Origin of the sequence: Nocardioides marmorisolisilvae (assembly GCF_003725775.1) — a bacterium.
Lineage (GTDB): Bacteria > Actinomycetota > Actinomycetes > Propionibacteriales > Nocardioidaceae > Marmoricola > Marmoricola marmorisolisilvae.
This window is the reverse complement of sequence record NZ_RJSG01000001.1, coordinates 249,469-274,990: the sequence shown is the minus strand read 5'-3', so window position 1 is coordinate 274,990 and position 25,522 is coordinate 249,469. Positions and strand designations below refer to the sequence as shown.

The window sequence follows — 25,522 nt, the reverse complement described above, 5'->3', positions numbered from 1 at the left end:
GAAGCGCGACTGTTCACCGAGGCGGGGTAGCTCAGCTGGTTAGAGCGCACGACTCATAATCGTGAGGTCGCGGGATCGAGCCCCGCCCCCGCTACCAGCAACACACCCGCAGCACCGAAGTTTTCGCAAGCAGGAAGAAGGCACACCGTGGCCAGCAAGAGCTCCGACGTCCGCCCCAAGATCACATTGGCGTGCGTTGACTGCAAGGAACGCAACTACATCACCAAGAAGAACCGCCGGAACGACCCCGACCGGCTGGAGCTGAAGAAGTTCTGCCCGCGCTGCCGGACGCACACCGAGCACCGCGAGACCCGCTGACCGCTCAGCACCCACGTCATCGCCGAACGGCATCCCCTCGGGGGTGCCGTTCTGCTTTGTCCGGTAGTTTCGCCGCGTGGCAGTAGACCAGTCCCTGGTGGGGCGAACGTTCCCGCCGACCGCGCCGTACGACGTCACCGAGGACTCGCTGGCCGCCTTCGCCGCCGCGACCGGAACCCCGTACGCCGCCGGCGGACCTGCGCCCGCCACCTACCCGATCGTGGTCGCGTTCGCCGCCATGCAGGAGCTCATGGTCGACCCGTCGGTGGGGATCGAGCTGCACCACGTGGTGCACGGGGACCAGCGGTTCACCCACGAGCGCTCGGTGCTCGCGGGGGACCGGCTGAGCGCCGAGCTCACCGTCGACGGGCTGCGCCAGATCGGCGGCGCCGACATCATCTCCACGACCAGCGCGATCACCGACGCCGACGGTGCCCTGGTGTGCACCGCCCGCGCGACGCTGGTGCACAAGGCAGGTGCCTGATGGATGCCCGCACCTACCGCGTGACCCGGGCCGACCTGGTCGCCTACGCCGCCGCCAGCGGCGACCACAACCCGATCCACCAGGACGAGGCGGTGGCGCTGTCCGTGGGCCTGCCCGGTGTGATCGCGCACGGCATGTACACCCTCGCCCTGGTGGCCCGGTACGTCGACGAGTCGGTTGGCCACTCCGGACAGATCGCCGAGCTCACCGCGAAGTTCACCAAGCCCGTGGTCGTCCCGGCCGAGGGTGTCGAGGTGGTGGTCGAGGGCGAGCTCACCGAGTCCGAGGGCCAGCGGGTGGTCGCCCTCACCGTGACCTGCAACGGCGAGAAGGTGCTGGGCAATCCACGGGCGGTGCTGCGTGCCTGACCTGTCCAGCCTCACGACGCTGCGCGTCGGTGGTCCCGCGGCCGAGTACGTCGAGGCCACCACCGAGGCCGAGCTGGTCGCCGCGGTCTCCGAGGCGGACGCGGCCGGCACCCCGGTGCTGGTGGTGGGCGGGGGCAGCAACCTGCTCGTCGCCGATGCCGGCTTCGACGGACGCGTCGTCGCGGTGCGCACCTCCGGGGTCGTCTTCGACGCCGACGCCTGCGGCGGTGCCGTGGTCCGGGTCGCGGCCGGGGAGCCGTGGGACGACCTGGTGCAGCGCGCGGTGACCGAGGGGTGGCTCGGGATCGAGGCGCTCTCCGGCATCCCGGGCCAGGCCGGCTCCACCCCGATCCAGAACGTCGGCGCCTACGGGCAGGAGGTCGCCGGCACCGTCGCCTCGGTCCGCTGCTGGGACCGGCAGACCGGCGCCGTGCACACGCTGTTCGCCCGCGACTGCCGCTTCGGCTACCGGACCAGCCGGCTCAAGCAGGAGCCCGGCCGGTTCGTGGTGCTCGAGGTCGTCTTCCAGTTCCGGCTCGGCGACCTCGGCGCAGCGGTCGGGTACGCCGAGCTCGCCGACCGCCTCGGCGTATCGGTGGGCGAGCGCGCGCCGGCGGCCGAGGTGCGCGAGGCCGTGCTGGAGCTGCGCCGCGGCAAGGGCATGGTGCTGGACCCGGCCGACCACGACACCTGGAGCGCCGGCTCGTTCTTCACCAATCCGGTCGTCCCGGCCGCGCAGGTGCCCGAGGGCGCCCCTGCCTGGCCGCAGGAGGACGGCGCGGTGAAGACCAGTGCCGCGTGGCTCATCGAGCACGCCGGCTTCGGTCGCGGCTACGGCGGCGCCACCGCGGCGTTGTCCGGGAAGCACACCCTGGCGCTCACGAACCGGGGCGGCGCGACGGCGTCCGAGCTGGTCGCGCTCGCCCGCGAGGTGCGCGACGGTGTCCGCAGCAGCTTCCGGATCGAGCTGGTCAACGAGCCGGTGCTCGTCGGGCTCGAGCTCTAGACGGTGCCGTAGTCGGCGACCCGCTGGGCGTCGACCGCGAACAGGACGATCAGCAGGATCACCCCGATCAGGGCGAGGGTCAGCAGCACCGTGCCGACGATGCCGAGGATCATCCCGGCCTGCGCCGAGCCGTCGCCGCCGAGCTGGCCGTTCGACTCGCGGATCTCGCGACGGGCGCGCATCCCGGTGACCCAGGCGAACGGCGCCGCGATCAGCGGGAGGCCGCACATCAGGCCACCGACGACGCTGACCAGGCCGAGCACCAGAGCGGTGGTGGCCTTGGGGTGGTCCGGTGCGACGTACGAGGTGAAGGGCTGGTGGTAGGGCTGCCCGTAGCCCGGCTGCTGCTGCACGTACTGCTGTTGCCCGTACTGCGGCTGCCCGTACTGCTGCTGCCCGTAGGGCTGGCCGTACTGGGCCTGCCCGTACGTCGGCGGCGGGGCCTGACCCGGCGGCTCCTGGCCGATCGGGTAGGCCGACTGCGGGTTGAACTGCGGCCCGTCCGGCGTCGGGCCGCCGCTGCTGTCGCTCATCCCGGCATTCTCCCCAACCAGGCGTCGATCTCGGTCAGCAGCCCCGCCTTGGTGGCGTCGTCGGCACGGGAGGCGTGGATCGAGGAGCGCGCCAGCGACGCCAGCTGCTCGTCGGTGAGCTCGTGGGCCGCGCGCATCGTCGCGTACTGGGCGCCGAGCCGGGAGCCGAACAGCAGCGGGTCGTCCGCGCCGAGGGCGATCTGGGCGCCCGCGGCCATCAGCTCCGGCAGCGGCACCGAGGTCAGGTCGGAGTACACGCCGAGCGCCACGTTGGAGACCGGGCAGAGCTCCAGGGCGATGCCCTTCTCGACGACCCGGTCCAGAAGCGCGGGATCCTCGGCGACCCGCACCCCGTGGCCCAGGCGGTCGGCGTGCAGCTCCTCGACGCAGGTCCGCACCGAGTCCGGGCCGAGCAGCTCGCCGCCGTGCGGTGCGAGCAGCAGACCCGCGCGCTCGGCGATCCGGAAGGCCGGCGCGAAGTCGGCGGTCCGTCCGCGGCGCTCGTCGTTGGAGAGCCCGAAGCCGACCACCCCGCGGTCGGCGTACTGGGCCGCCAGCCGGGCGAGCGTGCGGGCGTCGAGCGGGTGCCGGGTCCGGTTGGCGGCGATCACCACCGCCATCCCGATGCCGACGTCGCGCGAGGCCTCGGCAACGGCGTCGAGCACCAGGTCGGTGAAGGCGGTGATCCCGCCGAACTTCGCGGCGTACCCGCTGGGGTCGACCTGGATCTCCAGCCAGCGCCCGCCGTCGCGCTGGTCGTCCTCGGCCGCCTCGTGCACCAGCCGCCGTACGTCGGCCTCGGTGCGCAGCACCGACCGCGCCACGTCGTAGAGGCGCTGGAAGCGGAACCAGCCCTTCTCGTCCGCTGCCGAGAGCGTCGGCGGCCACTCGGTGACCAGTGCGTCCGGCAGTGAGATGCCGTCCCGCTCGGCGAGCTCGAGCAGCGTCCCGTGCCTCATCGAGCCGGTGAAGTGCAGGTGCAGGTGGGCCTTGGGCAGGGCAGTCAGGTCGCGGTGCCCGGAACTCGGTTCCTGAGGAGGTTGCGCAGCAACCGTCTCGAAGGGCACTGCCGGGTCAGCCCGCGAGCTTCTCGGCGGCGGCCAGCAGGACGCAGGTGGCGACGCCGTCCATCGCGGCGGAGACCTCGCCCATCTCCGGGAAGGTCGGCGCCAGGCGGATGTTCCGGTCGTGCGGGTCGTCGCCCTTCGGGAACGAGGCACCCGCCGGCGTCAGCGCGATGCCCGCCTCCTTGGCCAGCTGCACGACCCGCGAGGCGGTGCCGTCGAGCACGTCCAGGCTGACGAAGTAGCCGCCCGTCGGCTTGGTCCAGGAGGCGACGCCGAGACCACCGAGGCGCTCGGTCAGCACCCGGTCCACCTCGTCGAACTTCGGCGCGATGATCAGCCGGTGCTGGGTCATGTGGTCGCGCACACCCTGGGCGCTGCCGAAGAACTGCGCGTGCCGGAGCTGGTTGAGCTTGTCCGGTCCGATGGCGCCCTTGCCGAGGTGCGTGGTGTACCAGGAGACCGTCTCGGTGGACCCGGCCAGGAACGCGACGCCGGCACCGGCGTAGGTGATCTTGGAGGTCGAGGCGAACATGATCGGCCGGTGCGGGTTCCCCGCGGCTGAGGCCAGCGACAGGATGTCGGCGCTCTTCGCCTCGTCCTCGGTCAGGTGGTGGAACGCGTAGGCGTTGTCCCAGAAGATCTTGAAGTCCGGTGCGGCGGTCGGCATCGAGGCCAGGCGCTCGGCGACCTCGAGCGAGGCGATCGATCCGGTCGGGTTGGCGTAGGTCGGCACGATCCAGATGCCCTTGATGCTCGGGTCGTTCGCGGCGAGTGCAGCGACCGCCTCGGCGTCCGGACCGTCGGAGTTCATCGGCACCGTGACGGTGTCGATGCCGAACCAGTCGAGCAGCGTGAAGTGCCGGTCGTACCCGGGCACCGGGCAGATGAAGGTGACCTTCTCCTCCTGGCTCCACGGACGCTCGGAGTCGACCCCGCCCTTGAGCCAGAGGTCGGTGAGCACCTCGCGCATCATCACCAGGCTGGAGTTGCCGCCGGCGACGACCTGCTCGGGCTCGACCCAGAGCAGCTCGGCGAACATCGCCCGCAGCTCCGCGATGCCCTCGAGGCCGCCGTAGTTGCGGGTGTCCACCCCGGCGGAGTCCTTCGGTCCCGTCGGGAGGCCGAGGAGCGCGTCGGAGAGGTCCAGCTGCGCCGCCGCGGGCTTGCCGCGCGTCAGGTCGAGCTTCAGGCCCTTGCCCTGCAGGTCGGTGTACGCCTGCTGCTGGGCTGCCAGGAAGGCGGCCAGTTCGGCGGGGGACTGGTCGGCGAGGGGCTGGTTCTCTGCGCTCACGGTGCCATCGTCCCAGAGGCCCCTGGCGCCTCGCGAGCCGGTTACCCGGGCAGAGCGTGAAGCCGGTTCGACTTTGGCTGGCGACGCCCCGTAGACTCCTCTTTTGGTGTCCTCGGGCAATGCTTCTGCATGCCCGGAGGACGTCGAAGGGCACTAGCTCAACTGGCAGAGCACCGGTCTCCAAAACCGGGGGTTGGGGGTTCAAGTCCCTCGTGCCCTGCGCTGGACATCAGACACAGTCATCGATCAAGGGAAGAAGGAAGCCGTGACGGACACCCCGGCGCGCTCGGCCAAGTCCGACCGCACGAGCCCGGTCACGTTCTACCGACAGGTCGTCGCCGAGCTGCGGAAGGTCGTGTGGCCGAGCCAGCAGCAGTTGGTGACCTACTTCCTGGTCGTGATGGTGTTCGTGCTCTTCATGATCGCGATCGTGTCGGTCCTCGACCTGGCCTTCGGCAAGGCCGTGTTCCAGGTCTTCGGCGGATCGAAGACCACGAACAAGTAGCAGCCCTCCAGGGCAGCACCCCTTTCAGCTTTATCAATTCAGTACGGAGTGAACGTGTCGGAGCAGTACGACGAGGCAAACCAGCCGGTCCTCGACGACCAGGACGACCTCGCGGTCGAGGTCGCTGACGAGCCGCAGGCCGAGGTCTCCGCGGAGGCCGAGGTCGCTGACGCCTCCTCCGACGAGCCCGAGCTGACCGAGGACAGCACCGAGGACGTTGCCGAGGACGCTGCCGACGAGGCCCCCGAGGTCGTCGAGGCCGAGGTCGAGGTCGAGGCCGCTGACGAGCCCGCTGACGACGACGCCAACGACGAGGCCACCGAGGACGCTGCCGACGAGGCCGCCGAGGACGAGGCTGCCGAGGACGAGGCTGCTGTCGACGCCCCGGGCGGCGACGCGCTCGAGGAGTTCCGGGCCGCGCTGCGCGAGAAGGTCGGCGACTGGTTCGTGGTGCACACCTACTCCGGCATGGAGAACCGGGTGAAGGCCAACCTCGAGAACCGGATCACCTCGCTGAACATGGAGGACTTCATCCACGAGGTGATCGTCCCCACCGAAGAGGTCGCCGAGATCAAGAACGGGCAGCGCAAGCTGGTCAAGCGCACCGTCCTCCCCGGCTACGTCCTGGTCCGGATGGACCTGACCGACGAGTCCTGGGCCGCAGTGCGGCACACCCCGTCGGTGACCGGCTTCGTCGGGCACAGCCACCAGCCGGTGCCGCTGAGCCTCGAAGAGGTCGAGAACATGCTGGCCCCCGCCGTCCAGGCCGAGGCCGAGGCCGCCGCGGTCGCCGAGGCCGCGAGCACCGGTGCCCCGGTCCGCCCGGCCAGCCGCCCGTCGATCACCGTCGCCGACTTCGACGTCTCCGACTCGGTGATGGTGGTGGACGGCCCGTTCGCCACGCTGCACGCGACGATCACCGAGATCAACGCCGAGGCACAGAGGGTCAAGGCCCTCGTCGAGATCTTCGGCCGGGAAACCCCGGTCGAGCTGAGCTTCAGCCAGATCGAGAAGGTCTGACCGAGCTCACCGCACCACGCAACACCAGGTGGCAGAGGCGCAGAGCGCGTCTCGTCATGACCACGAGAAGAAAGTAGAGAACTAGAGCAATGCCTCCGAAGAAGAAGATCGCCGCACTGGTCAAGGTGCAGCTGCAGGCGGGCGCCGCCACTCCGGCTCCGCCGGTCGGTACCGCGCTCGGCCCGCACGGCGTCAACATCATGGACTTCTGCAAGGCGTACAACGCCCAGACCGAGGCCATGCGCGGGAACGTCATTCCCGTCGAGATCACCATCTACGAGGACCGGACCTTCGACTTCATCACGAAGACGCCGCCGGCCGCAGAGCTGATCAAGAAGGCCGCCGGTATCGCCAAGGGCTCCGGTGTCCCGCAGAAGGACAAGGTCGGCAAGCTGACCAAGGACCAGATCCGCGAGATCGCCGAGACCAAGATGCCCGACCTCAACGCCAACGACGTCGAGGCCGCGATGAAGATCGTCGAGGGCACCGCCCGCTCGATGGGCGTCACCACCGACTGAAACCCGTGGAAGAGCCGCGCTGGCTCGCTCACCACATCCTTCCTGGCGCCACCCCCGCGTGACGCCGCCACAGAAAGAGAAGACCCATGCAGCGCAGCAAGACCTACCGCGCGGCGGCTGAGCAGTTCGACAAGGACGAGCTCTACGCCCCGCTGGCCGCGATCAAGATCGCCAAGGCCACCTCGAAGAAGAAGTTCGACGAGACCGTGGACGTCGTCATGCGTCTCGGCGTCGACCCCCGCAAGGCCGACCAGCTGGTCCGCGGCACCGTGAGCCTGCCGAACGGCACCGGCAAGACCGTCCGCGTCCTGGTGTTCGCGAACGCCGACAAGGCCGACGCCGCCCGTGAGGCCGGCGCCGACTTCGTCGGTGGCGACGAGCTGATCGAGAAGGTCGCCGGCGGTTGGACCGACTTCGACGCCGCCGTCGCGACGCCGGACCTGATGGGCAAGGTGGGCCGCATCGCCCGCGTGCTCGGTCCGCGCGGCCTGATGCCGAACCCGAAGACCGGCACCGTGACCGCGGACGTGGCCAAGGCCGTGACCGACATCAAGGGCGGCAAGATCGAGTTCCGGGTCGACCGGCACGCGAACCTGCACTTCATCATCGGCAAGGCCTCGTTCTCCGAGGTCCAGCTCGCGGAGAACTACGCCGCGGCGCTCGAGGAGGTGCTCCGTCTGAAGCCGGCCAGCTCCAAGGGCCGCTACCTGAAGAAGGTCACCGTCTCCACGACCATGGGCCCCGGTGTCCAGGTCGACCCGAACCGCACCCGCAACGTCGCGGTCGAGGACGAGGCCTGAGCCCCATCTAGCTGACCCGGCAGAAACTCACGGCCCCCGAGCACCGACTGGTGCTCGGGGGCCGTGAGTTTCTGCCGGGTCAGCGTTTCAGCAGGCCCAGGGCGGCGTACCGACCGGGCTGCCGTCGGCCATCGCCGCGGTGAAGCCCGCGGTGACCGCCACGTGCACCCGGGCGGGGACCCCGCCGGGGTTGGACAGCTGGATCGGCTCCCCGGCCGGGACCACGACCACGTCGCCGGCTGCGGCGACCTCGCCGTCCGGGGCGAGCCGGACGGTCCCGTCGATGACCAGGAAGACCTCGTCGTGGTCCAGCGTGTGGGCCTCGGGGGACTCCAGGCCGGGCTCGACCGTGAGCAGCCAGGCGCAGAGCTCGGCAGATCCCCGGCTCGGTGCGGCCAGGGCGGTGAAGGTGATGCCGGGCAGGTCGAAGACCTGCGCCTCGGCACCGCGGATGACGTACATGGGTGCTCCTCAACTAGACAAGCGCACTTGAACAAGTTCGCTTGGCTATTCTGGGGGCATGATCCCTCCTGCGCAACCGGGTTCCGAGCCCCCGGGACCACGTTCCGACCTGGGCATCCTGCTGCTCGTCGCGTACCAGGCGTTCGTGCGCGGGCTGCACGAGGAGATGGCCTCCCACGGGTACGACGACCTGGGCAGCTCCGACGGCGTGGTCTTCCGGTTGCTGCACGCCGAGCCGCGGACGGTGAGCGACCTGGCCGGACGGCTCGGGATCAGCAAGCAGGGGGCTGCGCAGATCGTCGAGGACATGGAGCGCCGGGGGTACCTGGTCCGCCGGCCCGACCCGAACGACGGCCGGGCCCGTCTGGTCGGGCTGAGCGAGCGCGGAGCGGGCGCCCTGGGCGTGGCCCGGGAGTTCCACTCCGGCTACGAGCAGCGCCTGGTGGCCGGCCAGGGCCAGGACGCGGTGGACACGGTGCGGTCCGTGCTGCGGAGCATGACCGAGGACGCTCCGGAGGGTCTCTACCGCGAGCTGCGCAGCCTGTACCTCTGAGCGCGGCGCCCGGTTCGGGGGACGATCCGGGGCCGATTTGGCGCTCACGGCGTACTCCCGTACAGTTTCCCGCTGGAACCGAAGACCGCCGGTCCACTCCCCGGAGTGCGAAGGTCCGTGAAAACGGGCGGCCTGCGCAGGTGACAGAGAGTAGAACGGCTACGCCGTGCCACGCCCTGTGCCTGCGCCAGGGCGTTTCGTCTTTTCTCGGCCGGGTTCGGTTCGCACAACCCGTGCACAGTTGGAAGGAGCCCCATGGCCCGGCCTGACAAGGCAGCAGCCGTTGCGGAGATCGTTGAGCAGTTCAACGAGTCCGCCGGCGCCGTGCTGACCGAGTACCGCGGCCTGACCGTCAAGCAGCTGCAGGATCTGCGGCGCGCTCTCGGCCAGAACGCCAACTACGCCGTGGTCAAGAACACGCTGACCCAGCTCGCGGCCAAGGAAGCCGGCGTCGAGGGATTCGACGACCTGCTCACCGGGCCGACGGCGATCGCCTTCATCAACGGCGACGTCGTGGAGGCTGCCAAGGGTCTGCGTGACTTCGCCAAGGCGAACCCCGCCCTCGTCATCAAGGGCGGCTACGTCGACGGTGCCTCGATGGACGCGAAGGAGATCGCCAAGCTGGCCGATCTCGAGTCGCGCGAGGTTCTCCTGGGCAAGCTGGCGGGCGCGATGCTCGCCTCGCTCAGCCAGGCCGTCTACCTGCTCAACGCCCCGCTCGCCCAGGCTGCCCGCATCGTCGGTGCCCTGGAGGCGAAGGCGCAGCAGGACCCCTCGATCCTCGCGGGTGGTGCCGGTGCTCCGGCCGCTGCCGCGGAGGAGGCCCCTGCCGAGGAGGCTCCCGCAGAGGAGCCGGCCGAGGCCGAGGCTGCCGCTGACGACGCTGCCGAGACCGAGGCCCCCGCGGCCGAGGCCGAGGTCGCCGAGGACGCACCCGCCGAGTAGTTCGGCAACCACCACCCACGAAAAGAAACTTGGCGGGCGTCGCCTGACGCCGCCACGAACGGAAGGAACGCCACCATGGCGAAGCTCAGCACCGACGAGCTGCTCGACGCTTTCAAGGAGATGACCCTCCTGGAGCTCAGCGAGTTCGTGAAGCAGTTCGAGGAGACCTTCGGCGTGACCGCCGCTGCTCCGGTCGCCGTTGCCGCGGCCGCCCCGGCCGGCGGCGGCGCCGCTGCCGGTAGCGACGACGCTGGTGACCAGGACGAGTTCGACGTCATCCTGGACGCCGCTGGTGACAAGAAGATCAACGTCATCAAGGAGGTGCGCGCCCTGACCTCCCTCGGTCTGAAGGAGGCCAAGGAGCTCGTCGAGGCCGCCCCGAAGGCGATCCTCGAGAAGGTCAACAAGGAGACCGCTGACAAGGCCAAGGAGGCCCTCGAGGGCGCCGGCGCCACCGTCACGCTCAAGTGACCTCGTAGCACTCCAGATTCACCGCAGGAGCGGTCGGTCCCCCCGGGGACCGGCCGCTCTTCGCATACTCCGGCACGTCTTGTCGCGTTTCGTTCCCTGAATCTGAGACGGATGTGGCGGAGGGTGACGTGAGCGCAATGTCCGCGTAACTTAGCCTCCGGTTACTCGTTGGTTTGACCAGGCGGGAGTGTCGTGGGAGTCACACCTGCCATCCGGATCTAGAGGGAGTTTCTCCATGGGCGTCGAGATCAAGATCGAGCACCTCACCAAGTCGTTCGGAAAGTCGCTGATCTGGAAGGACGTCAGCCTGACGGTTCCCGCGGGTGAGATCTGCGTGATGCTCGGTCCGTCCGGTACCGGTAAGTCGGTGCTGCTGAAGACGATCATCGGTCTGCTCAAGCCCGACGAGGGCAAGGTCATCATCGAGGGCGTCGACATCGCCTCCTGCCCGGAGAAGGAGCTCTACGAGATCCGCAAGCTCTTCGGCGTGCTGTTCCAGGACGGCGCGATGTTCGGCTCGATGAACCTCTACGACAACGTCGCCTTCCCGCTGCGCGAGCACACCAAGAAGTCCGAGTCCGAGATCCGCAACATCGTCATGGAGAAGATGGACCTCGTCGGTCTCCTCGGTGCCGAGGACAAGCTCCCCGGTGAGATCTCCGGCGGTATGCGCAAGCGTGCCGGCCTGGCGCGTGCGCTGGTCCTGGACCCGGAGATCGTGCTCTTCGACGAGCCGGACTCCGGTCTGGACCCGGTCCGCACCAGCTTCCTGAACCAGCTGATCATCGACCTGAACGCGCAGATCGACGCGACGTTCCTGATCGTGACCCACGACATCAACACCGCCCGGACGGTGCCGGACAACATCGGCCTGCTGTACCACAAGCACCTGGCGATGTTCGGTCCGCGCGAGATGCTGCTGAGCTCCGAGGAGCCGGTGGTGCGCCAGTTCCTCAACGCCCAGCGCGTCGGCCCGATCGGCATGTCGGAGGAGAAGGACGCCGACGAGCTCGAGGCCGAGAAGGACCAGGAGCTGCCGCCGCTGCCCCCGATCCCGCTGCAGCAGGAGCCGTCCTCGGGCATCCCGCGCAAGAGCCAGCGTCCTCCGGGCCAGTGGTGCGCGGAGAACGGCGTCACGCCGCCTCCCGGATCGTTCGCCCCGAACATGTCGATGGCACCGGGGGCCTGACGGCAGATGTCCTCCGCCACCGCGGACCGGATCCTGGCTCCGATCGGGACAGCCGGCAAGCTTTTCGCCTTCGGGCTCGACGTCGGGAGGTCGCTGTTCAAGCGACCCTTCCAGACACGCGAGTTCCTCCAGCAGGCGTGGTTCATCGCCTCCGTGACGATCGTGCCGACCGCTCTGGTCGCCATCCCCTTCGGCGCGGTCATCGCGCTCCAGGTGGGCGGCCTGATCAAGCAGTTCGGCGCGCAGTCGTTCACGGGTTCGGCCTCGGTCCTCGCAGTCGTCCGTGAGGCAGGGCCGATCGCGACCTCGCTGCTGATCGCCGGCGCCGGCGGCTCTGCGATCGCGGCGGACCTCGGTGCCCGCAAGATCCGCGAAGAGCTCGACGCGATGATGGTGCTCGGCATCGACCCGATCCAACGGCTCGTGGTGCCTCGCGTGCTCGCCTGCATGCTGGTCGCGGTCTTCCTCAACGGCCTGGTCAGCGTCGTCGGTGTCTGCGGCGGTTACTTCTTCAACGTGGTGCTGCAGGACGGCACCCCCGGTGCCTACCTGGCCAGCTTCACGGCGTTGGCCCAGCTCCCCGACCTGTACCAAGGCATGGCCAAAGCCCTGGTGTTCGGCCTGATCGCGGCCATCGTCGCGGCGTACAAGGGCATGAACGCGGGCGGTGGCCCGAAGGGAGTCGGCGACGCGGTGAACGAGTCGGTGGTCATCACCTTCATGCTGCTGTTCGTCGTGAACTTCGTGATGAGCGCCATCTACTTCCAACTCGTCCCCCCGAAGACGGGTTAGCGCCATGTCAGACCTGATGAACAAGGCACAGGCGCCGCTCCGGATGCTCGACCGCATGGGCGAGGAGCTGGCGTTCTACATCCGCGCCCTGATCGCCACGCCGCGCTCGGTGACCCGCTACCCCAAGGAGATCCTGCGGCTGCTCGCCGAGGTGACCCTGGGCAGCGGCGCGCTCGCGGTCATCGGCGGCACCGTCGGCGTCATCACCGCGATGGCGTTCTTCACCGGGACCGAGGTCGGCCTCCAGGGCTACGCCTCGCTGAACCAGATCGGCACAGCGGCCTTCTCCGGATTCGTCTCGGCCTACTTCAACACCCGCGAGATCTCCCCGCTGATCGCCGGCATCGCGCTCGCCGCGACCGTCGGCTGCGGCTTCACCGCCCAGCTCGGCGCCATGCGCATCTCCGAGGAGGTCGACGCCCTCGAGGTGATGGCCATCCCGTCGATGCCGTTCCTGGTCACGACCCGGATCATCGCCGGCCTCATCGCGATCACGCCGCTCTACGTCGTCGGCCTGCTGTCGTCATATTTCTCGACCCGGCTCGTCGTCACCCGGTTCTTCGGTCAGAGCGCCGGTACGTACGACCACTACTTCAATCAGTTCCTGCCACCCGGTGACGTGCTCTGGTCCTTCGGAAAGGTGCTGGTGTTCGCCGTCGTGGTGATCCTGATCCACTGCTACCACGGTTACACCGCGAGCGGCGGTCCCGCCGGCGTGGGTGTGGCGGTGGGTCGCGCCGTGCGCACCTCGATCGTGGCGATCAACGTCATCGACCTGTTCCTGAGCATGGCCATCTGGGGTTCGACGACCACGGTCAGGTTGGCGGGCTGATGGGCAGGATCTTCAGCAACCGCGTGCTCGGCGTGCTCTTCCTCGCCCTGCTCCTCCTGATGGTGTGGACCGTGAACGCGGTCTTCACCCAGAAGTTCCTGTCCTTCGACAAGGTCCAGCTGAACACCGACACGATCGGTCTCCAGCTGCCGGCGCGGGCGGACGTGAAGGTCCGCGGCGTCATCGTCGGCCAGGTCATGGAGGCGAAGTCCGGCGCCGACGGCGCGGTGCTGACCCTCGGGATCAAGCCGAACAAGATCGACCAGATCCCGGACAACGTCACCGCTTCGATCCTCCCGAAGACGCTGTTCGGTGAGAAGTACGTCGAGCTGGTGATCCCGAAGGACGCCTCGACCACGCCGCTGAAGAAGGGTGACCGGATCACCCAGACGGCGCTGCCGATCGAGGTCGAGAAGGTCCTCAACGACATCTACCCGCTGCTCCGCGCGGTGCAGCCGGCCGAGCTCAACTACACCCTGAACGCGCTCGCCAGCGCGCTCGAGGGCCGTGGTGAGGCCATCGGCGAGAACATCGAGACGCTGAACTCCTACCTGAAGCGGTTCAACCCGCAGGTTCCGGCTCTGGTCGAGGACCTGCGCCTGCTCTCCAAGGTCAGCGGCACCTACGCCGACGTGGCCCCGCAGATCGCCGCCACCCTGCGCAACACCGTGAAGACCGGCGACACGCTGCTCTCGCGCCAGGCCAAGCTGAACGCGTTCTTCAAGGACGTCAGCTCGTTCTCCGCGACCGCGAAGACCTTCCTCGACGCCAACGGTGACAACATCGTCGAGCTCGGCCAGCTCAGCGCACCGCAGACCAAGCTGCTCAATCGCTACTCCGCGGAGTTCCCGTGCCTGCTGCGCGGCCTGGTCGACCAGGCGCCGCTGCTGGCCAACACCTTCCGCGGGTTCGTGTTCCACATCGACCTGATCACCCTGCCCCGCCAGCCGCGCGGGTACGGGCCGCAGGACCGCCAGGTCTACGGCGCGGACAACGGCCCGGCGTGCCTCGGCCTGCCGAACCCGAAGGTCCCGTTCACCGGGGTGCCGAACCTCAACGACGGCGTGAACGGGCTGCAGCGCGGTGACGCCCAGCGCACCGCACCGAACGTGGACGCGTACTCGACCAACCCCGCTGGGTCCGACAGCCAGAAGGCCTTCTTCAATGCACTCACCGCTCCGGTGATGGGGGTCCCCGCCTCCGACGTCCCCGACCTGACCACGCTGCTCTTCGGGCCGCTCGCTGCCGGGACGCAGGTGAGTGTCCGATGAGCGGCGTGCGGATGCTGGACAAGAAGACCCGGGGAGACCTGACCAAGCTGGTCATCTTCATGGTGGTCACCGGCCTGGCGACGATGATGCTCGTCGTCGTCATCGGCAACCTGAGCTTCGAGCGGTCGCGCACCTACAAGGCGATCTTCACCGACGCCACCGGCGTGGTGAAGGGTGACGACATCCGGATCGCCGGTGTGAAGGTCGGGAGCGTGAAGAACGTCCAGATCTTCGACCGCACCAAGGCGAAGGTCACCTTCACGGTGCGCAAGTCCTCCGAGGTCACCCGCAGCTCGACCGCGACGATCCGGTACCGGAACCTCGTCGGTCAGCGCTACATCTCGGTGACCCAGGGCGTCGGCGACACCAGCCGGTTGCCCGCCGGCGACACCCTGCCGCTGAGCCAGACCCAGCCGGCGCTCGATCTGACCGTGCTGTTCAACGGCTTCAAGCCACTGTTCGCCGCGCTCACGCCGGCCGACGTGAACCGCCTGTCCTACGAGATCATCCAGGTCTTCCAGGGCGAGGGCGGCAACCTCCAGGGCCTGCTGCAGAGCACCGGCGAGATCACCAACACCCTCGCCGACCGCGACCAGCTGATCGGCGACGTGATCGACAATCTCAATGCCGTGCTCCAGACGGTGGGGGACCGCGACCAGCAGCTGAACAGCCTGATCGTGAACCTGAAGACGTTCGTCACCGGCCTGACCCAGGACCGGAACGCGATCCTCGACTCGCTGGACTCGGTCTCCGCGCTGGCCCAGCAGACCGCCGACATCACCACCGGCATCCGCCCCGGCCTGGTGCAGGACATCAAGGGCCTGCGCACGGTCGCCACCAACCTCAACAAGGGAAGTGACGAGATCGACCGGGCGCTGCAGATCCTGCCGATCAAGCTGACCAAGATCGGTCGGACCGCGATCTACGGGTCGTTCTTCAACTTCTACCTGTGCGAGTTCAAGGCGAAGGTGGTGCTGCCGACCGGCAACATCAACGTTCCCTACGAGACGTACCCGGGCGGGAACGGGAGGTGCAACCTCTCATGAGCGTTCCCTTCCGTGAGCGGAACCCCGTCAAGATCGGTGCCGCCAGCATCGCCGCGATCATCGTGATGATCCTGGTCGCCTTCAAGGCGGACTCGCTGCCGCTGATCGGCGGCGGTGACACCTACTACGCCTCGTTCTCCGACTCCAGCGGCCTCAAGCCGAACGACGAGGTCCGGATCGCCGGCGTGCGCGTCGGCAAGGTCACCAGCGTCGGCCTGAGCGGCGACCACGTGCGGGTCGCCTTCAAGATCAAGACCGGCTCGAAGTTCGGCACGACGACCGGGGCCCAGATCAAGGTCAAGACGCTGCTCGGCGCGATGTTCCTGGCGCTCGAGCCGGCCGGCAAGGGCCAGCTGAAGAAGGGTGCCACGATCCCCGAGTCGCGGACCCGCTCGGCGTACGACGTCGTCGAGGCGTTCTCGGGCCTGGCCCAGCGCGCCGAGGACATCGACCTGCCGCAGCTGACCAAGTCGCTGAACACCCTGGCCGACGCCACCAAGGACACCCCGGCCGCGCTGAAGAGCACCCTCAAGGGCCTCTCCGCGCTGTCCGCGAACGTGGCCGACCGCGACGCCCAGGTCAACGAGCTGCTCGGCAACCTGAAGACGGTCTCAGGCGTGCTGGCCGACCGCAACCAGGACATCGTCACGCTGATGAAGAACAGCGACACGCTGCTGCGCGCCGTCGTCGCCCGTCGCGAGGCGGTGCACACCCTGCTCGTCTCCACGAGCAAGTTCTCCACCGAGCTCACCCTGCTGGTGCAGCAGTCCCGCGCCGATCTGAAGCCCGCGCTGTCCAACCTCACCGGTGTGGTCAACGTGCTGAAGAAGAACCAGTCGAACCTCGACAACTCGCTGCGCCTGCTGGCGCCGTTCTACCGGGTCTTCACCAACACCCTCGGCACGGGTCCGTGGTTCGACACCTGGATCTCCAACCTGCCTCCGGCCCCGGGACTGGGAGGGGGTAACTGATGGCCTCGCGAAAGCTCGTGCGTGAGTTCAACCCCGCGATCCTGGTGGTCGTCGTGGTCGTGCTCCTGGTCGCCGCGCTGCTGCTGATCCTTCCGGGCGGCGGCAAGCGGACCATCACCGCGGACTTCCCGCGGACCGTGTCGCTCTACAAGGGCTCGGACGTCAAGATCCTCGGGGTCTCGGTCGGCAAGGTCGACGACGTGACCCCGATGGGCACCAAGGTCCGGGTGAAGTTCACCTACGACGACAAGTACAAGGTGCCGGCCGATGCGAAGGCCGTGGTCATCTCGCCCTCGATCGTCGGCGACCGCTTCATCCAGCTCACCCCGGTCTACCGCGGTGGTGCGGTGCTGAAGAACGACGCCCACCTCGGCACCGACCGGACGGCGACCCCGCTGGAGCTCGACGAGATCTTCGGCTCGATCAACGACCTCACCAAGGCGCTCGGCCCGGAGGGTGCGAACAAGCCCGACGCGACCGGCACCGGTGCGCTGACCCGGCTGCTCGACTCGACCGCCAAGAACTTCGGCGGCCAGGGCGTCCAGTTCAACTCGACCCTGAAGAACCTGTCGCGGCTGACCAAGACGCTGGCCGACAACAAGGACGAGCTGTTCGGCACGGTCTCCGAGATCGAGAAGTTCACCTCGGCCCTGTCGGCGAACGACGAGACGGTGCGCAAGTTCAACGACTCGCTGGCCTCCGGCGCCCAGCTGCTCTCCGACGAGCGCGGCGATCTGGCCCAGGTGCTGCAGAACCTGTCGGTGGCTCTCACCCAGGTGCGCAGCTTCGTGGCGGACAACAAGCAGGCGCTGACCACGAACATCAAGGGCCTGAACCAGATCAGCAAGATCTTCGCGAAGAACCGCGCTGCCCTCGAGGAGTCCCTCAAGGACGCTCCGCAGGCGCTGAACAACCTGGCGCTGGCCTACGACGAGAACGCCGGCACCCTGGACACCCGGGCCAACATCGGTGAATCCGTCACCCAGCTGACCGCCAAGCCGAGCGTGGTGCTCTGCGCCCTGCTGCCGGACGCCTGCGGCCCGCTGAAGACGGTGCTCGGGGTGCTCGGTCTCGGCCGGACCGCTCCGCTGCAGAGCTCGCGGGTCACGGTGGTGGAGCCGATCGACAGGTCGCTCGGCGGACTGGTGGAGGTGAACCGATGAGGCTCCCGCGCAAGCTCGCCGCCGTCGCGACCGCCCTGGTCGGTGCCGTCGCCCTGAGCAGCTGCTCGATCTACGACGTCCCGCTGCCCGGTGGCGCCGACGTCGGCAGCCACCCGATCAAGGTCCACATCATGTTCCGCGACGTGCTGGACCTGGTGCCGCAGTCGACGGTCAAGGTCGACGACGTCACGGTCGGCAAGGTCACCAAGATCAGCCTCAAGGGCTACGTCGCCGACGTGACCGTGGAGCTGCCGAACACGGTCGACCTCCCGGACAACGCCCGGGCCGAGATCCGCCAGACCAGCCTCCTCGGCGAGAAGTTCGTGTCGCTGAGCAAGCCGGCCGACCCCGAGGGTCAGCTCGGCAACGGCGACGTCATCGGCCTGGAGGACACCGGCCGCAACCCCGAGCTCGAAGAGGTCTTCGGCGCGCTGGCGCTGCTGCTCAACGGCGGTGGCGTGGCCCAGCTGAAGACCATCTCCGAGGAGCTCAACACGGCCTTCTCCGGTCGTGAGGACGCGGTCCGCTCGATCATCACCCAGGTGCGCGGCTTCATGACGCAGCTGGCGAACAACAAGACCTCGATCGTGACCGCGCTGGAGAACGTCAACCGGCTCTCGCTGGAGCTGCGCCGCCAGGACGGCACCCTCAAGTCCGCGCTGAAAGACCTGCCGCCGGCGATCGCCTCGGTGAACAGCCAGCGCGCCGACCTGGTCAAGATGCTCCAGTCGCTCTCGAAGCTCAGCTCGGTGGGCGTCCGGGTCATCCAGGCCTCCAAGGCATCCACGATCGACGCGCTGAAGAACCTGGCCCCGGTCCTCGCGGCCCTCGGCAAGGCCGACGACGCGCTGCCGAAGTCGCTCCAGGTGCTGCTCACCTACCCGTTCATCGACGAGGCCGTCGGTCGCGACCCCGTGGTCGCCCGCAACCTGCACATGGGTGACTTCACCAACCTGTCGATCAACCTGACGCTGGACCTGTTCAACCTGCCGAACATCCCGGGCCTGGCGCCCGGGGTCAGCCTGGCCGACCTGCTCAGCAAGTGCGAGAAGTCGCCCGCGGGCGCGCTCTGCACCCAGCTGAAGGGTCTGCTCTCCGGCAGCCAGCTCAAGCAGCTGTGCGGCCTGGTGCCGGCGCTGTGCAAGAACTCGAACAACAACGGCGGCGGCGGTCTGCCGATCCCCGGCATCGGCGGGGTCCTCGGCGGCACCAGCAACAAGGCGGACACCTCCTCGAACCCGCAGGCCGGCGGCAACGTGCTCGGCCAGCTGCTCGGTGGCCTGCTGGGCCACGGGCGCGCGGCTCCGGGGTCGGCGTACGACGCGTCCGGCGCCCAGGACCCGTTCCTGCTCAGCGGCAGCGGCTACGACCCCGGCATGGGCACCCTCCTGCTGCAGGGGGTGGCGTACCAGTGATCACCGCCCGCACCAAGAAGCAGCTGATGATCTTCGTGCTCATCACGCTGCTCGGAGTCTCCTACGTCGGCGCCCGGTACGCCCGCCTGGACAAGCTGGTCTACGACTCCTCGTACCAGGTGCACGCGCACTTCGTGCAGTCCGGCGGCATCTTCACCGGTGCCGAGGTCACCTACCGGGGTGTGAAGGTCGGCGACGTCACCGACATGGAGCTGATCAACGGCGGCGTGGACGTCGTGCTCTCCATCGACAAGAGCCACAAGAACATCCCGTCCGACACGATCGCCCTGGTGGGCAACAAGTCGGCCGTGGGTGAGCAGTACGTCGAGCTCGACCCGCGCACCGACAAGGGGCCGTTCCTCAAGGACGGGTCGGTCATCAAGCCGGCCGACACGAAGATCCCGGTCTCCACCACCGAGATCCTGACCAACGTCGACCAGCTGGTGAACTCGGTCCCGGAGGGCGACCTGCGCACCGTCGTCGACGAGTTCGGGGCGGGCTTCCAGGGGACCGGCCCGGCGCTGGCTCAGCTGATCGACACCTCGAACGCCTTCATCAAGAGTGCCAACGACAACTTCGACGTGACCACCGCGCTCATCAAGGACTCCAACACGGTGCTGCGCACCCAGTCCGACAAGGGCTCGGCGATCCGCAGCTTCGCGCAGAACCTGGCCCTGTTCAGCGGCACCCTCGCCAACAACGACGACGCGCTCCGAGCGCTGATCGACAACGGGTCGGCGACCGCGAACGAGCTGCGCACCTTCCTGGAGACCAACGCCGTCGACCTCGGCGGCCTGATCAACAACCTGGTGACCACCGGCCGGGTGATCTCGAAGCACCTGCCAGGCATCCGCCAGATCCTGGTGCTCTATCCGTACATGGTCGCCGGCGGGTTCACGGTCGCTGCCAAGAACAGCGAGGGCTACAACGCCCGTTTCGGTCTGATCTTCAACCCGATCCCGGCTGTCTGCGACAAGGGTTACGACCCGGCAGAGCGGCGCACCCCGTCGGACACCAAGGACAAGCCGATGGACGAGGACGCCAAGTGCACCGAGCCGGCGTCCAAGACCAACGCCCGCGGCGCCCAGAACGCACCGCGGGTCGGCACCGATCTCGACTCACCTGTGGCCACGTACGATCTCAGCACGGGCAAGGTGCTCTGGACCGACCAGACGCCGAGCTCCAACGTCGTCTACGACGGTGGCGCGGCCCAGCTGTACGGAGGCGACTCGTGGAAATCCTTGCTGCTCCAGCCGGTCGCGTGATCGTTTGATGGAAGAAGCACCCACCGGCACCAGCCGGCGTTCCTCCACGCTCACCGCCGGCGTCGTGGCCGCGCTGCTGCTCGCGCTCGGCGTCGCGCTCAGCATCATGTGGGGCGTCCGTGACGCCGGCGACGACCTGACCAGCAAGGCGCTGACCACCAACAACGGCGACCCGCTGATCTCCGACACCCAGCGGCACGAGGCCGTCGCCGTTGCGGAGCAGTTCTGCCTGCGGATGGACGGCGTGGACGGCAGCGACCCCGACGGTTACGTCAAGAAGGTCTCCGAGCTGCTGACCACCAAGCAGAAGACGAAGTTCACCCAGGAGTTCGCGGACTTCCAGAAGCTCGGGGTGGACAAGAAACTGAAGGGGACCGGCACGATCCTGGCCAGCGGCGTCTCCGACATCGACCCGGACAGCGCCACGGTGCTGGTCGCCCACGACAGCTCCGTCGTGGCCGAGACCGGGACGACCCAGCGGCACTACCGGTGGTCCGTCAGCCTGCGCAAGGTGGACGGCCACTGGTTGGTCGACGACTTCACCCAGGTGAGCTGATGACGCAGAACAACTCCGGGCCCACCTGGTACGACATCCTCGGCATCGCGCCCGACGCGTCGCCGGACCAGATCAAGGCCGCGTGGCGCGACGCCACCGACAAGTTCGAGCCCGGCAGCGGTGCCGGCCAGTTCCGGCTGTTCAACGAGGCCGCGGACGTGCTCCTCGACCCGGCCAAGCGCGCCGAGTACGACGCCGGCCTCGGCCTGGCCGATGACGCGGCACCCGAGACGGACGGATCCGAGACCGAGCCGGTCGCCGAGCCGACAACCGAGTCGACTGCCGACGCGTCCGAGGACGCCCCGGCTGCTCCTGCGGTGCCGCCGGACCCGATCGTCCCCGCCGCCGAGGGCGAGGGCTTCTCCCTCGACGCCAAGGTCGTCGCTGTCCTCTCGGTGCTCGCGGTCGCCTCGCTGGTGCTGGCCGGCATCTTCGGGATCGTGCTCCAGCACCGAGTGAACACCCGCCAGCACGACGCCGACTCCGCCGCCGAGGCCTCCGCCGTCGCGGCCCGGGCGCTGACCGCGGTGCTGTCCTACGACTACCGGCACATGGACGCCGACCGGGACCGGTCGGTGAAGTTCCTGACGCCGAAGTACCGCAAGGACTACGTGAAGACCTTCGACCTGCTCACCCAGGGCCCGAACGGGACGCCCGGCGGGGCGGTCAAGACCAAGGCCGTGGTCACCGCGACCGTCCAGAACACCGCTGTCCAGGACGCCGGGGAGAACAAGGTCCGGGTGCTGGTGTTCGTGAACCAGACCTCGGTCAAGGGTTCCGGAACCCCGGCGATCTTCCAGAACCGGGTCGTCGCCACGATGGTCAAGAGCGGCGACGACTGGCTCATCGACGACGTCAAGAGCTACTGAACCCTCCCGCTCAGCGGGGTGATTCCGGTCCCGATTCCGGGCGTTGTGCTTGACCTGGGCGGGAAGGGCGTTCATGCTGGGCGCGTTCGACAGCCACTCGTTCTTCCAGACGAGAATTTGGCTGTTGTGTTTTGACGCGCCCGTCGGGTATTCTGCCTCTTTGCGTCCCCTCTCAAATGCATTCCCGCCTGTCCGGTGGCCGGTTTGTGGTGGGCGGACGTCGTCACCCGTGTGCCTCGGAAGGACCACTCTTGGCCGCCTCGCGCAGCAAGAACAGCAATAACCAGAGTCCCCGCCGCATCTCGTTCGCCAAGATCTCCGAACCTCTCGAGGTTCCGCAGCTTCTTGCACTTCAGACCGACAGCTTCGACTGGCTGATCGGCGACCCGAAGTGGGAGGCCCGCGTCCAGGAGATGAACGCTGCCGGCGAAGAGCTGTCGCTCAAGTCGGGACTCCACGAGATCTTCGAGGAGATCTCCCCGATCGAAGACTTCTCCGAGACGATGTCGCTCTCGTTCGAGAACCCGGTCTTCCTCGACCCGAAGTACACCGAGGAGGAGTGCAAGGACAAGGACTTCACCTACTCCCGTCCGCTGTACGTCTCCGCCGAGTTCACCAACGGTGAGACCGGTGAGATCAAGGGCCAGACGGTCTTCATGGGCGACTTCCCGATGATGACCAAGAAGGGCACCTTCATCATCAACGGCACCGAGCGTGTCGTCGTCTCCCAGCTGGTCCGCTCGCCGGGCGTCTACTTCGAGCGCACCGCCGACAAGACCTCGGACAAGGACATCTTCACCGCCAAGGTGATCCCGTCCCGTGGTGCCTGGCTCGAGTTCGAGATCGACAAGCGCGACATGGTCGGCGTCCGTCTGGACCGCAAGCGCAAGCAGAACGTGACCGTCCTGCTCAAGGCGTTCCAGGCGATCGCCAGCGAAGAGGGCTACACCGGCGCGCCGTACGACTACGAGGCCGTGATGGCCGAGTTCAGCCAGTACGAGTCGATCCAGCTGACCCTGGAGAAGGACCACATCGCGACTCCGGACGAGGCGCTGCTCGACATCTACCGCAAGCTGCGCCCGGGCGAGCCGCCGACGCGCGAGGCCGCGCTGACGCTGCTGAAGAACTACTACTTCAACCCGAAGCGCTACGACCTGGCGAAGGTCGGTCGCTACAAGATCAACAAGAAGCTCGGCACCCACGAGGCCTTCGACCAGCAGACGCTGACCATCGACGACATCGTGGCGACCATCCGGTTCATCGTGCAGCTGCACGAGGGCAAGGAGACCCTGGTCAACGCCGCCGGCAAGGACATCAAGGACGCGCACAACGAGTCGATCGTGGTCCGTCCCGACGACATCGACCACTTCGGCAACCGCCGGATGCGCACCGTCGGCGAGCTCATCCAGAACCAGCTCCGCACCGGTCTGGCCCGGATGGAGCGCGTGGTCCGCGAGCGGATGACGACCCAGGACGTCGAGGCGATCACGCCGCAGTCCCTGATCAACATCCGCCCCGTGGTCGCGGCGCTGAAGGAGTTCTTCGGAACCTCGCAGCTCTCGCAGTTCATGGACCAGACCAACCCGATCGCCGGTCTGACCCACAAGCGCCGCCTGTCCGCGCTCGGCCCGGGTGGTATCTCCCGCGACCGCGCCCAGATGGACGTCCGCGACGTGCACTCCTCGCACTACGGCCGGATGTGCCCGATCGAGACGCCGGAAGGCCCGAACATCGGTCTGATCGGCTCGCTCGCGTCGTACGGTCGGATCAACCCGTTCGGCTTCGTCGAGACGCCGTACCGCGTGGTCAAGAAGGGCCGCGTCACCGGTGAGATCCAGTACCTGACGGCCGACGAGGAGGACTCGAAGGTCATCGCGCAGGCCAACGCGCAGCTCGACGACAAGGGCAACTTCGTCACCGAGAACGTGCTGGTCCGCACCCGCGGTGGTGAGACCGTCGACATCGCCCGCGACCAGGTCGACTTCATGGACGTCTCGCCGCGGCAGATGGTCTCCATCGCCACCGCGCTGATCCCGTTCCTCGAGCACGACGACGCCAACCGTGCGCTCATGGGCGCCAACATGCAGCGTCAGGCGGTGCCGCTGATCAAGAGCGACGCCCCGCTGGTCGGTACCGGTATGGAGTTCCGGGCCGCCGTCGACGCCGGCGACGTGGTCACCTCCGAGGTGGCCGGTGTGGTCAAGGAGGTCTCGGCCGACGAGATCGTGATCATGACCGACGAGGGCGGCAACAAGTCCGTCCGCCTGCAGAAGTTCACCCGCTCCAACCAGGGCACCTGCATCAACCAGCGTCCGCTGGTTGCCGAGGGTGACCGGGTCGAGATCGGGTCGCCGCTGGCCGACGGTCCGTGCACCGACGAGGGCGAGATGGCGCTGGGCACCAACCTGCTCGTCGCCTTCATGCCGTGGAACGGCTCCAACTACGAGGACGCGATCATCCTGTCGCAGCGCCTCGTCCAGGAGGACGTCCTCACCTCGATCCACATCGAGGAGCACGAGGTCGACGCCCGCGACACCAAGCTGGGTCCGGAGGAGATCACCCGCGACATCCCGAACGTCGGGGACGAGCTGCTCGCCGACCTCGACGAGCGCGGCATCATCCGGGTCGGCGCGGAGGTCACCACCGGTGACATCCTCGTCGGCAAGGTGACCCCGAAGGGTGAGACCGAGCTGACGCCCGAGGAGCGGCTGCTCCGCGCGATCTTCGGTGAGAAGGCGCGCGAGGTCCGCGACACCTCGATGAAGGTCCCGCACGGTGAGTCCGGCACGGTCATCGGCGTCCGGGAGTTCTCCCGCGAGGACGGCGACGAGCTGCCGCCGGGCGTCAACCAGCTGGTCCGGGTCTACGTGGCCCAGAAGCGCAAGATCTCCGTGGGTGACAAGCTCGCCGGCCGTCACGGCAACAAGGGCGTCATCTCCAAGATCCTGCCGGTCGAGGACATGCCGTTCCTCGAGGACGGGACCCCGGTCGACGTCGTGCTCAACCCGCTCGGTGTGCCGGGCCGGATGAACATCGGTCAGATCCTGGAGATCCACCTCGGCTGGCTCGCCGCCAACGGGTGGAAGGTCGAGGACTCCGTCAAGGAGGAGTGGGCCGAGCGTCTGCGCGGCATCGGCGCTGCCGAGGCCGAGCCGGGCACCAACGTGGCCACCCCGGTCTTCGACGGTGCCCGCGAGGACGAGATCGTCGGTCTGCTGGGCTCGACCCTGCCGACCCGCGACGGCGTCCGCCTGATCGGCGGCAACGGCAAGGCCCGGCTCTTCGACGGTCGCTCCGGCGAGCCGTTCCCGGACCCGGTCTCCGTGGGCTACATGTACATCCTCAAGCTCCACCACCTGGTCGACGACAAGATCCACGCGCGCTCGACCGGCCCGTACTCGATGATCACCCAGCAGCCGCTCGGCGGTAAGGCCCAGTTCGGTGGCCAGCGCTTCGGTGAGATGGAGGTCTGGGCGATGGAGGCGTACGGCGCTGCCTACGCGCTCCAGGAGCTGCTGACGATCAAGTCCGACGACGTGCCCGGTCGCGTCAAGGTCTACGAGGCGATCGTCAAGGGTGAGAACATCCCCGACTCCGGCATCCCGGAGTCGTTCAAGGTGCTCATCAAGGAGATGCAGTCGCTCTGCCTCAACGTCGAGGTGCTGTCCCAGGACGGCTCCGCGATCGAGATGCGCGACGCGGAGGAGGACGTCTTCCGCGCCGCCGAGGAGCTCGGCATCGACCTGTCCCGCCGCGAGCCCAGCTCCGTCGAAGAAGTCTGAGGCGCTGCGGCGCGCTCCCCACGGGGCGCG

At 68.2% G+C, this 25,522-nt stretch carries 27 protein-coding genes and 2 tRNA genes; 25 read left to right on the top strand and 4 right to left on the bottom strand.

The features are described 5' to 3' along the window. Positions 1 to 20: 20 nt before the first annotated feature. The 5 genes from EFL95_RS01450 to EFL95_RS01430 all read left to right on the top strand — a co-directional run bounded on the left by EFL95_RS01450 (position 21) and on the right by EFL95_RS01430 (position 2,176). Positions 21 to 97 (top strand) — tRNA-Met (locus tag EFL95_RS01450). A gap of 50 nt (positions 98 to 147) precedes the next feature. Next, a complete protein-coding gene (rpmG, locus tag EFL95_RS01445) occupies positions 148 to 318 on the top strand; it encodes a 50S ribosomal protein L33 (protein WP_123232278.1) in 171 nt (56 codons plus the stop codon). Between the two features lie 76 nt (positions 319 to 394). Next, positions 395 to 802, top strand: coding sequence for a MaoC family dehydratase (locus EFL95_RS01440; protein ID WP_123232277.1), 408 nt, complete (start codon positions 395 to 397; stop codon positions 800 to 802). Beyond that, positions 802 to 1,170: a MaoC/PaaZ C-terminal domain-containing protein gene (locus EFL95_RS01435; RefSeq protein WP_123232276.1), complete on the top strand. Its 369-nt coding sequence runs from the start codon at positions 802 to 804 to the stop codon at positions 1,168 to 1,170. Before EFL95_RS01440 ends, EFL95_RS01435 begins: the two co-directional genes overlap by 1 nt. Further along, positions 1,163 to 2,176, top strand: coding sequence for a UDP-N-acetylmuramate dehydrogenase (locus EFL95_RS01430; protein WP_123232275.1), 1,014 nt, complete (start codon positions 1,163 to 1,165; stop codon positions 2,174 to 2,176). The genes EFL95_RS01435 and EFL95_RS01430 overlap by 8 nt, the downstream gene beginning before the upstream one ends. Here EFL95_RS01430 and EFL95_RS01425 read toward each other — a convergent pair. Genes EFL95_RS01425 through EFL95_RS01415 form a run of 3 tightly spaced genes read right to left on the bottom strand, consistent with a single transcriptional unit; the run spans position 2,173 to position 5,067 of the window. Further along, a complete protein-coding gene (locus EFL95_RS01425; protein WP_123232274.1) occupies positions 2,173 to 2,709 on the bottom strand; it encodes a DUF4190 domain-containing protein in 537 nt (178 codons plus the stop codon). The genes EFL95_RS01430 and EFL95_RS01425 overlap by 4 nt on opposite strands. Further along, positions 2,706 to 3,776: an adenosine deaminase gene (locus tag EFL95_RS01420; RefSeq protein WP_123232273.1), complete on the bottom strand. Its 1,071-nt coding sequence runs from the start codon at positions 3,774 to 3,776 to the stop codon at positions 2,706 to 2,708. Before EFL95_RS01420 ends, EFL95_RS01425 begins: the two co-directional genes overlap by 4 nt. 7 nt (positions 3,777 to 3,783) lie before the next feature. Continuing rightward, the gene (locus EFL95_RS01415; RefSeq protein ID WP_123232272.1) at positions 3,784 to 5,067 is read right to left on the bottom strand and encodes an aspartate aminotransferase type Ic; all 1,284 of its coding nucleotides are present in this window, start codon (positions 5,065 to 5,067) and stop codon (positions 3,784 to 3,786) included. 147 nt (positions 5,068 to 5,214) lie between these two features. Here EFL95_RS01415 and EFL95_RS01410 point away from each other — a divergent pair. The 5 genes from EFL95_RS01410 to rplA all read left to right on the top strand — a co-directional run bounded on the left by EFL95_RS01410 (position 5,215) and on the right by rplA (position 7,910). Further along, positions 5,215 to 5,287: transfer RNA gene (locus EFL95_RS01410), tRNA-Trp, on the top strand. Between the two features lie 45 nt (positions 5,288 to 5,332). Beyond that, positions 5,333 to 5,572, top strand: a complete 240-nt coding sequence (gene secE / locus EFL95_RS01405) for a preprotein translocase subunit SecE (RefSeq protein ID WP_246004742.1) — start codon at positions 5,333 to 5,335, stop codon at positions 5,570 to 5,572. Positions 5,573 to 5,626: 54 nt separating this feature from the next. Continuing rightward, on the top strand, positions 5,627 to 6,592 hold the full coding sequence (gene nusG, locus EFL95_RS01400; protein WP_123232271.1) for a transcription termination/antitermination protein NusG: 966 nt from the start codon (positions 5,627 to 5,629) through the stop codon (positions 6,590 to 6,592). An 89-nt stretch (positions 6,593 to 6,681) separates the two neighbouring features. Then, complete coding sequence (gene rplK / locus EFL95_RS01395) at positions 6,682 to 7,110, top strand: 50S ribosomal protein L11 (RefSeq protein WP_123232270.1); 429 nt, start codon at positions 6,682 to 6,684, stop codon at positions 7,108 to 7,110. Between the two features lie 86 nt (positions 7,111 to 7,196). Further along, on the top strand, positions 7,197 to 7,910 hold the full coding sequence (rplA, locus tag EFL95_RS01390) for a 50S ribosomal protein L1 (protein WP_123232269.1): 714 nt from the start codon (positions 7,197 to 7,199) through the stop codon (positions 7,908 to 7,910). A gap of 87 nt (positions 7,911 to 7,997) precedes the next feature. Here the strand turns inward: rplA and EFL95_RS01385 are convergent, their stop codons facing one another. Then, positions 7,998 to 8,372, bottom strand: coding sequence for a cupin domain-containing protein (locus EFL95_RS01385; RefSeq protein WP_123232268.1), 375 nt, complete (start codon positions 8,370 to 8,372; stop codon positions 7,998 to 8,000). A gap of 58 nt (positions 8,373 to 8,430) precedes the next feature. Between EFL95_RS01385 and EFL95_RS01380 the strand changes: the two genes are divergently transcribed. The 15 genes from EFL95_RS01380 (at position 8,431) to rpoB (ending at position 25,492) form a co-directional block, all read left to right on the top strand. Further along, positions 8,431 to 8,925: a MarR family winged helix-turn-helix transcriptional regulator gene (locus tag EFL95_RS01380; protein WP_123232267.1), complete on the top strand. Its 495-nt coding sequence runs from the start codon at positions 8,431 to 8,433 to the stop codon at positions 8,923 to 8,925. A 255-nt stretch (positions 8,926 to 9,180) separates the two neighbouring features. Then, on the top strand, positions 9,181 to 9,870 hold the full coding sequence (gene rplJ, locus EFL95_RS01375; RefSeq protein ID WP_123232266.1) for a 50S ribosomal protein L10: 690 nt from the start codon (positions 9,181 to 9,183) through the stop codon (positions 9,868 to 9,870). Positions 9,871 to 9,945: 75 nt separating this feature from the next. After that, on the top strand, positions 9,946 to 10,341 hold the full coding sequence (gene rplL / locus EFL95_RS01370) for a 50S ribosomal protein L7/L12 (protein ID WP_123232265.1): 396 nt from the start codon (positions 9,946 to 9,948) through the stop codon (positions 10,339 to 10,341). Positions 10,342 to 10,576: 235 nt separating this feature from the next. Further along, a complete protein-coding gene (locus tag EFL95_RS01365) occupies positions 10,577 to 11,530 on the top strand; it encodes an ABC transporter ATP-binding protein (protein WP_123232264.1) in 954 nt (317 codons plus the stop codon). A 6-nt stretch (positions 11,531 to 11,536) separates the two neighbouring features. Then, positions 11,537 to 12,322 carry an MlaE family ABC transporter permease gene (locus EFL95_RS01360; RefSeq protein ID WP_123232263.1) on the top strand — a complete coding sequence of 262 codons (786 nt, stop codon included), beginning with the start codon at positions 11,537 to 11,539 and terminating at the stop codon, positions 12,320 to 12,322. 4 nt (positions 12,323 to 12,326) lie between these two features. Further along, positions 12,327 to 13,154: an MlaE family ABC transporter permease gene (locus EFL95_RS01355; RefSeq protein ID WP_123232262.1), complete on the top strand. Its 828-nt coding sequence runs from the start codon at positions 12,327 to 12,329 to the stop codon at positions 13,152 to 13,154. Next, positions 13,154 to 14,425 carry an MCE family protein gene (locus EFL95_RS01350; RefSeq protein ID WP_123232261.1) on the top strand — a complete coding sequence of 424 codons (1,272 nt, stop codon included), beginning with the start codon at positions 13,154 to 13,156 and terminating at the stop codon, positions 14,423 to 14,425. The genes EFL95_RS01355 and EFL95_RS01350 overlap by 1 nt, the downstream gene beginning before the upstream one ends. Further along, positions 14,422 to 15,471: an MCE family protein gene (locus EFL95_RS01345; RefSeq protein ID WP_123232260.1), complete on the top strand. Its 1,050-nt coding sequence runs from the start codon at positions 14,422 to 14,424 to the stop codon at positions 15,469 to 15,471. Before EFL95_RS01350 ends, EFL95_RS01345 begins: the two co-directional genes overlap by 4 nt. Next, complete coding sequence (locus tag EFL95_RS01340; protein WP_123232259.1) at positions 15,468 to 16,442, top strand: MCE family protein; 975 nt, start codon at positions 15,468 to 15,470, stop codon at positions 16,440 to 16,442. The genes EFL95_RS01345 and EFL95_RS01340 overlap by 4 nt, the downstream gene beginning before the upstream one ends. Continuing rightward, a complete protein-coding gene (locus tag EFL95_RS01335; RefSeq protein ID WP_123232258.1) occupies positions 16,442 to 17,605 on the top strand; it encodes an MCE family protein in 1,164 nt (387 codons plus the stop codon). The genes EFL95_RS01340 and EFL95_RS01335 overlap by 1 nt, the downstream gene beginning before the upstream one ends. Continuing rightward, the gene (locus tag EFL95_RS01330) at positions 17,602 to 19,020 is read left to right on the top strand and encodes an MCE family protein (RefSeq protein ID WP_123232257.1); all 1,419 of its coding nucleotides are present in this window, start codon (positions 17,602 to 17,604) and stop codon (positions 19,018 to 19,020) included. Before EFL95_RS01335 ends, EFL95_RS01330 begins: the two co-directional genes overlap by 4 nt. Next, positions 19,017 to 20,285, top strand: coding sequence for an MCE family protein (locus EFL95_RS01325; RefSeq protein ID WP_123232256.1), 1,269 nt, complete (start codon positions 19,017 to 19,019; stop codon positions 20,283 to 20,285). Before EFL95_RS01330 ends, EFL95_RS01325 begins: the two co-directional genes overlap by 4 nt. Positions 20,286 to 20,292: 7 nt before the next feature. Beyond that, complete coding sequence (locus tag EFL95_RS01320) at positions 20,293 to 20,841, top strand: hypothetical protein (RefSeq protein ID WP_123232255.1); 549 nt, start codon at positions 20,293 to 20,295, stop codon at positions 20,839 to 20,841. After that, positions 20,841 to 21,710, top strand: a complete 870-nt coding sequence (locus EFL95_RS01315; RefSeq protein ID WP_123232254.1) for a J domain-containing protein — start codon at positions 20,841 to 20,843, stop codon at positions 21,708 to 21,710. Before EFL95_RS01320 ends, EFL95_RS01315 begins: the two co-directional genes overlap by 1 nt. 251 nt (positions 21,711 to 21,961) lie before the next feature. Next, positions 21,962 to 25,492, top strand: coding sequence for a DNA-directed RNA polymerase subunit beta (gene rpoB, locus EFL95_RS01310; RefSeq protein WP_221176275.1), 3,531 nt, complete (start codon positions 21,962 to 21,964; stop codon positions 25,490 to 25,492). The last annotated feature ends 30 nt before the right edge of the window (positions 25,493 to 25,522 follow it).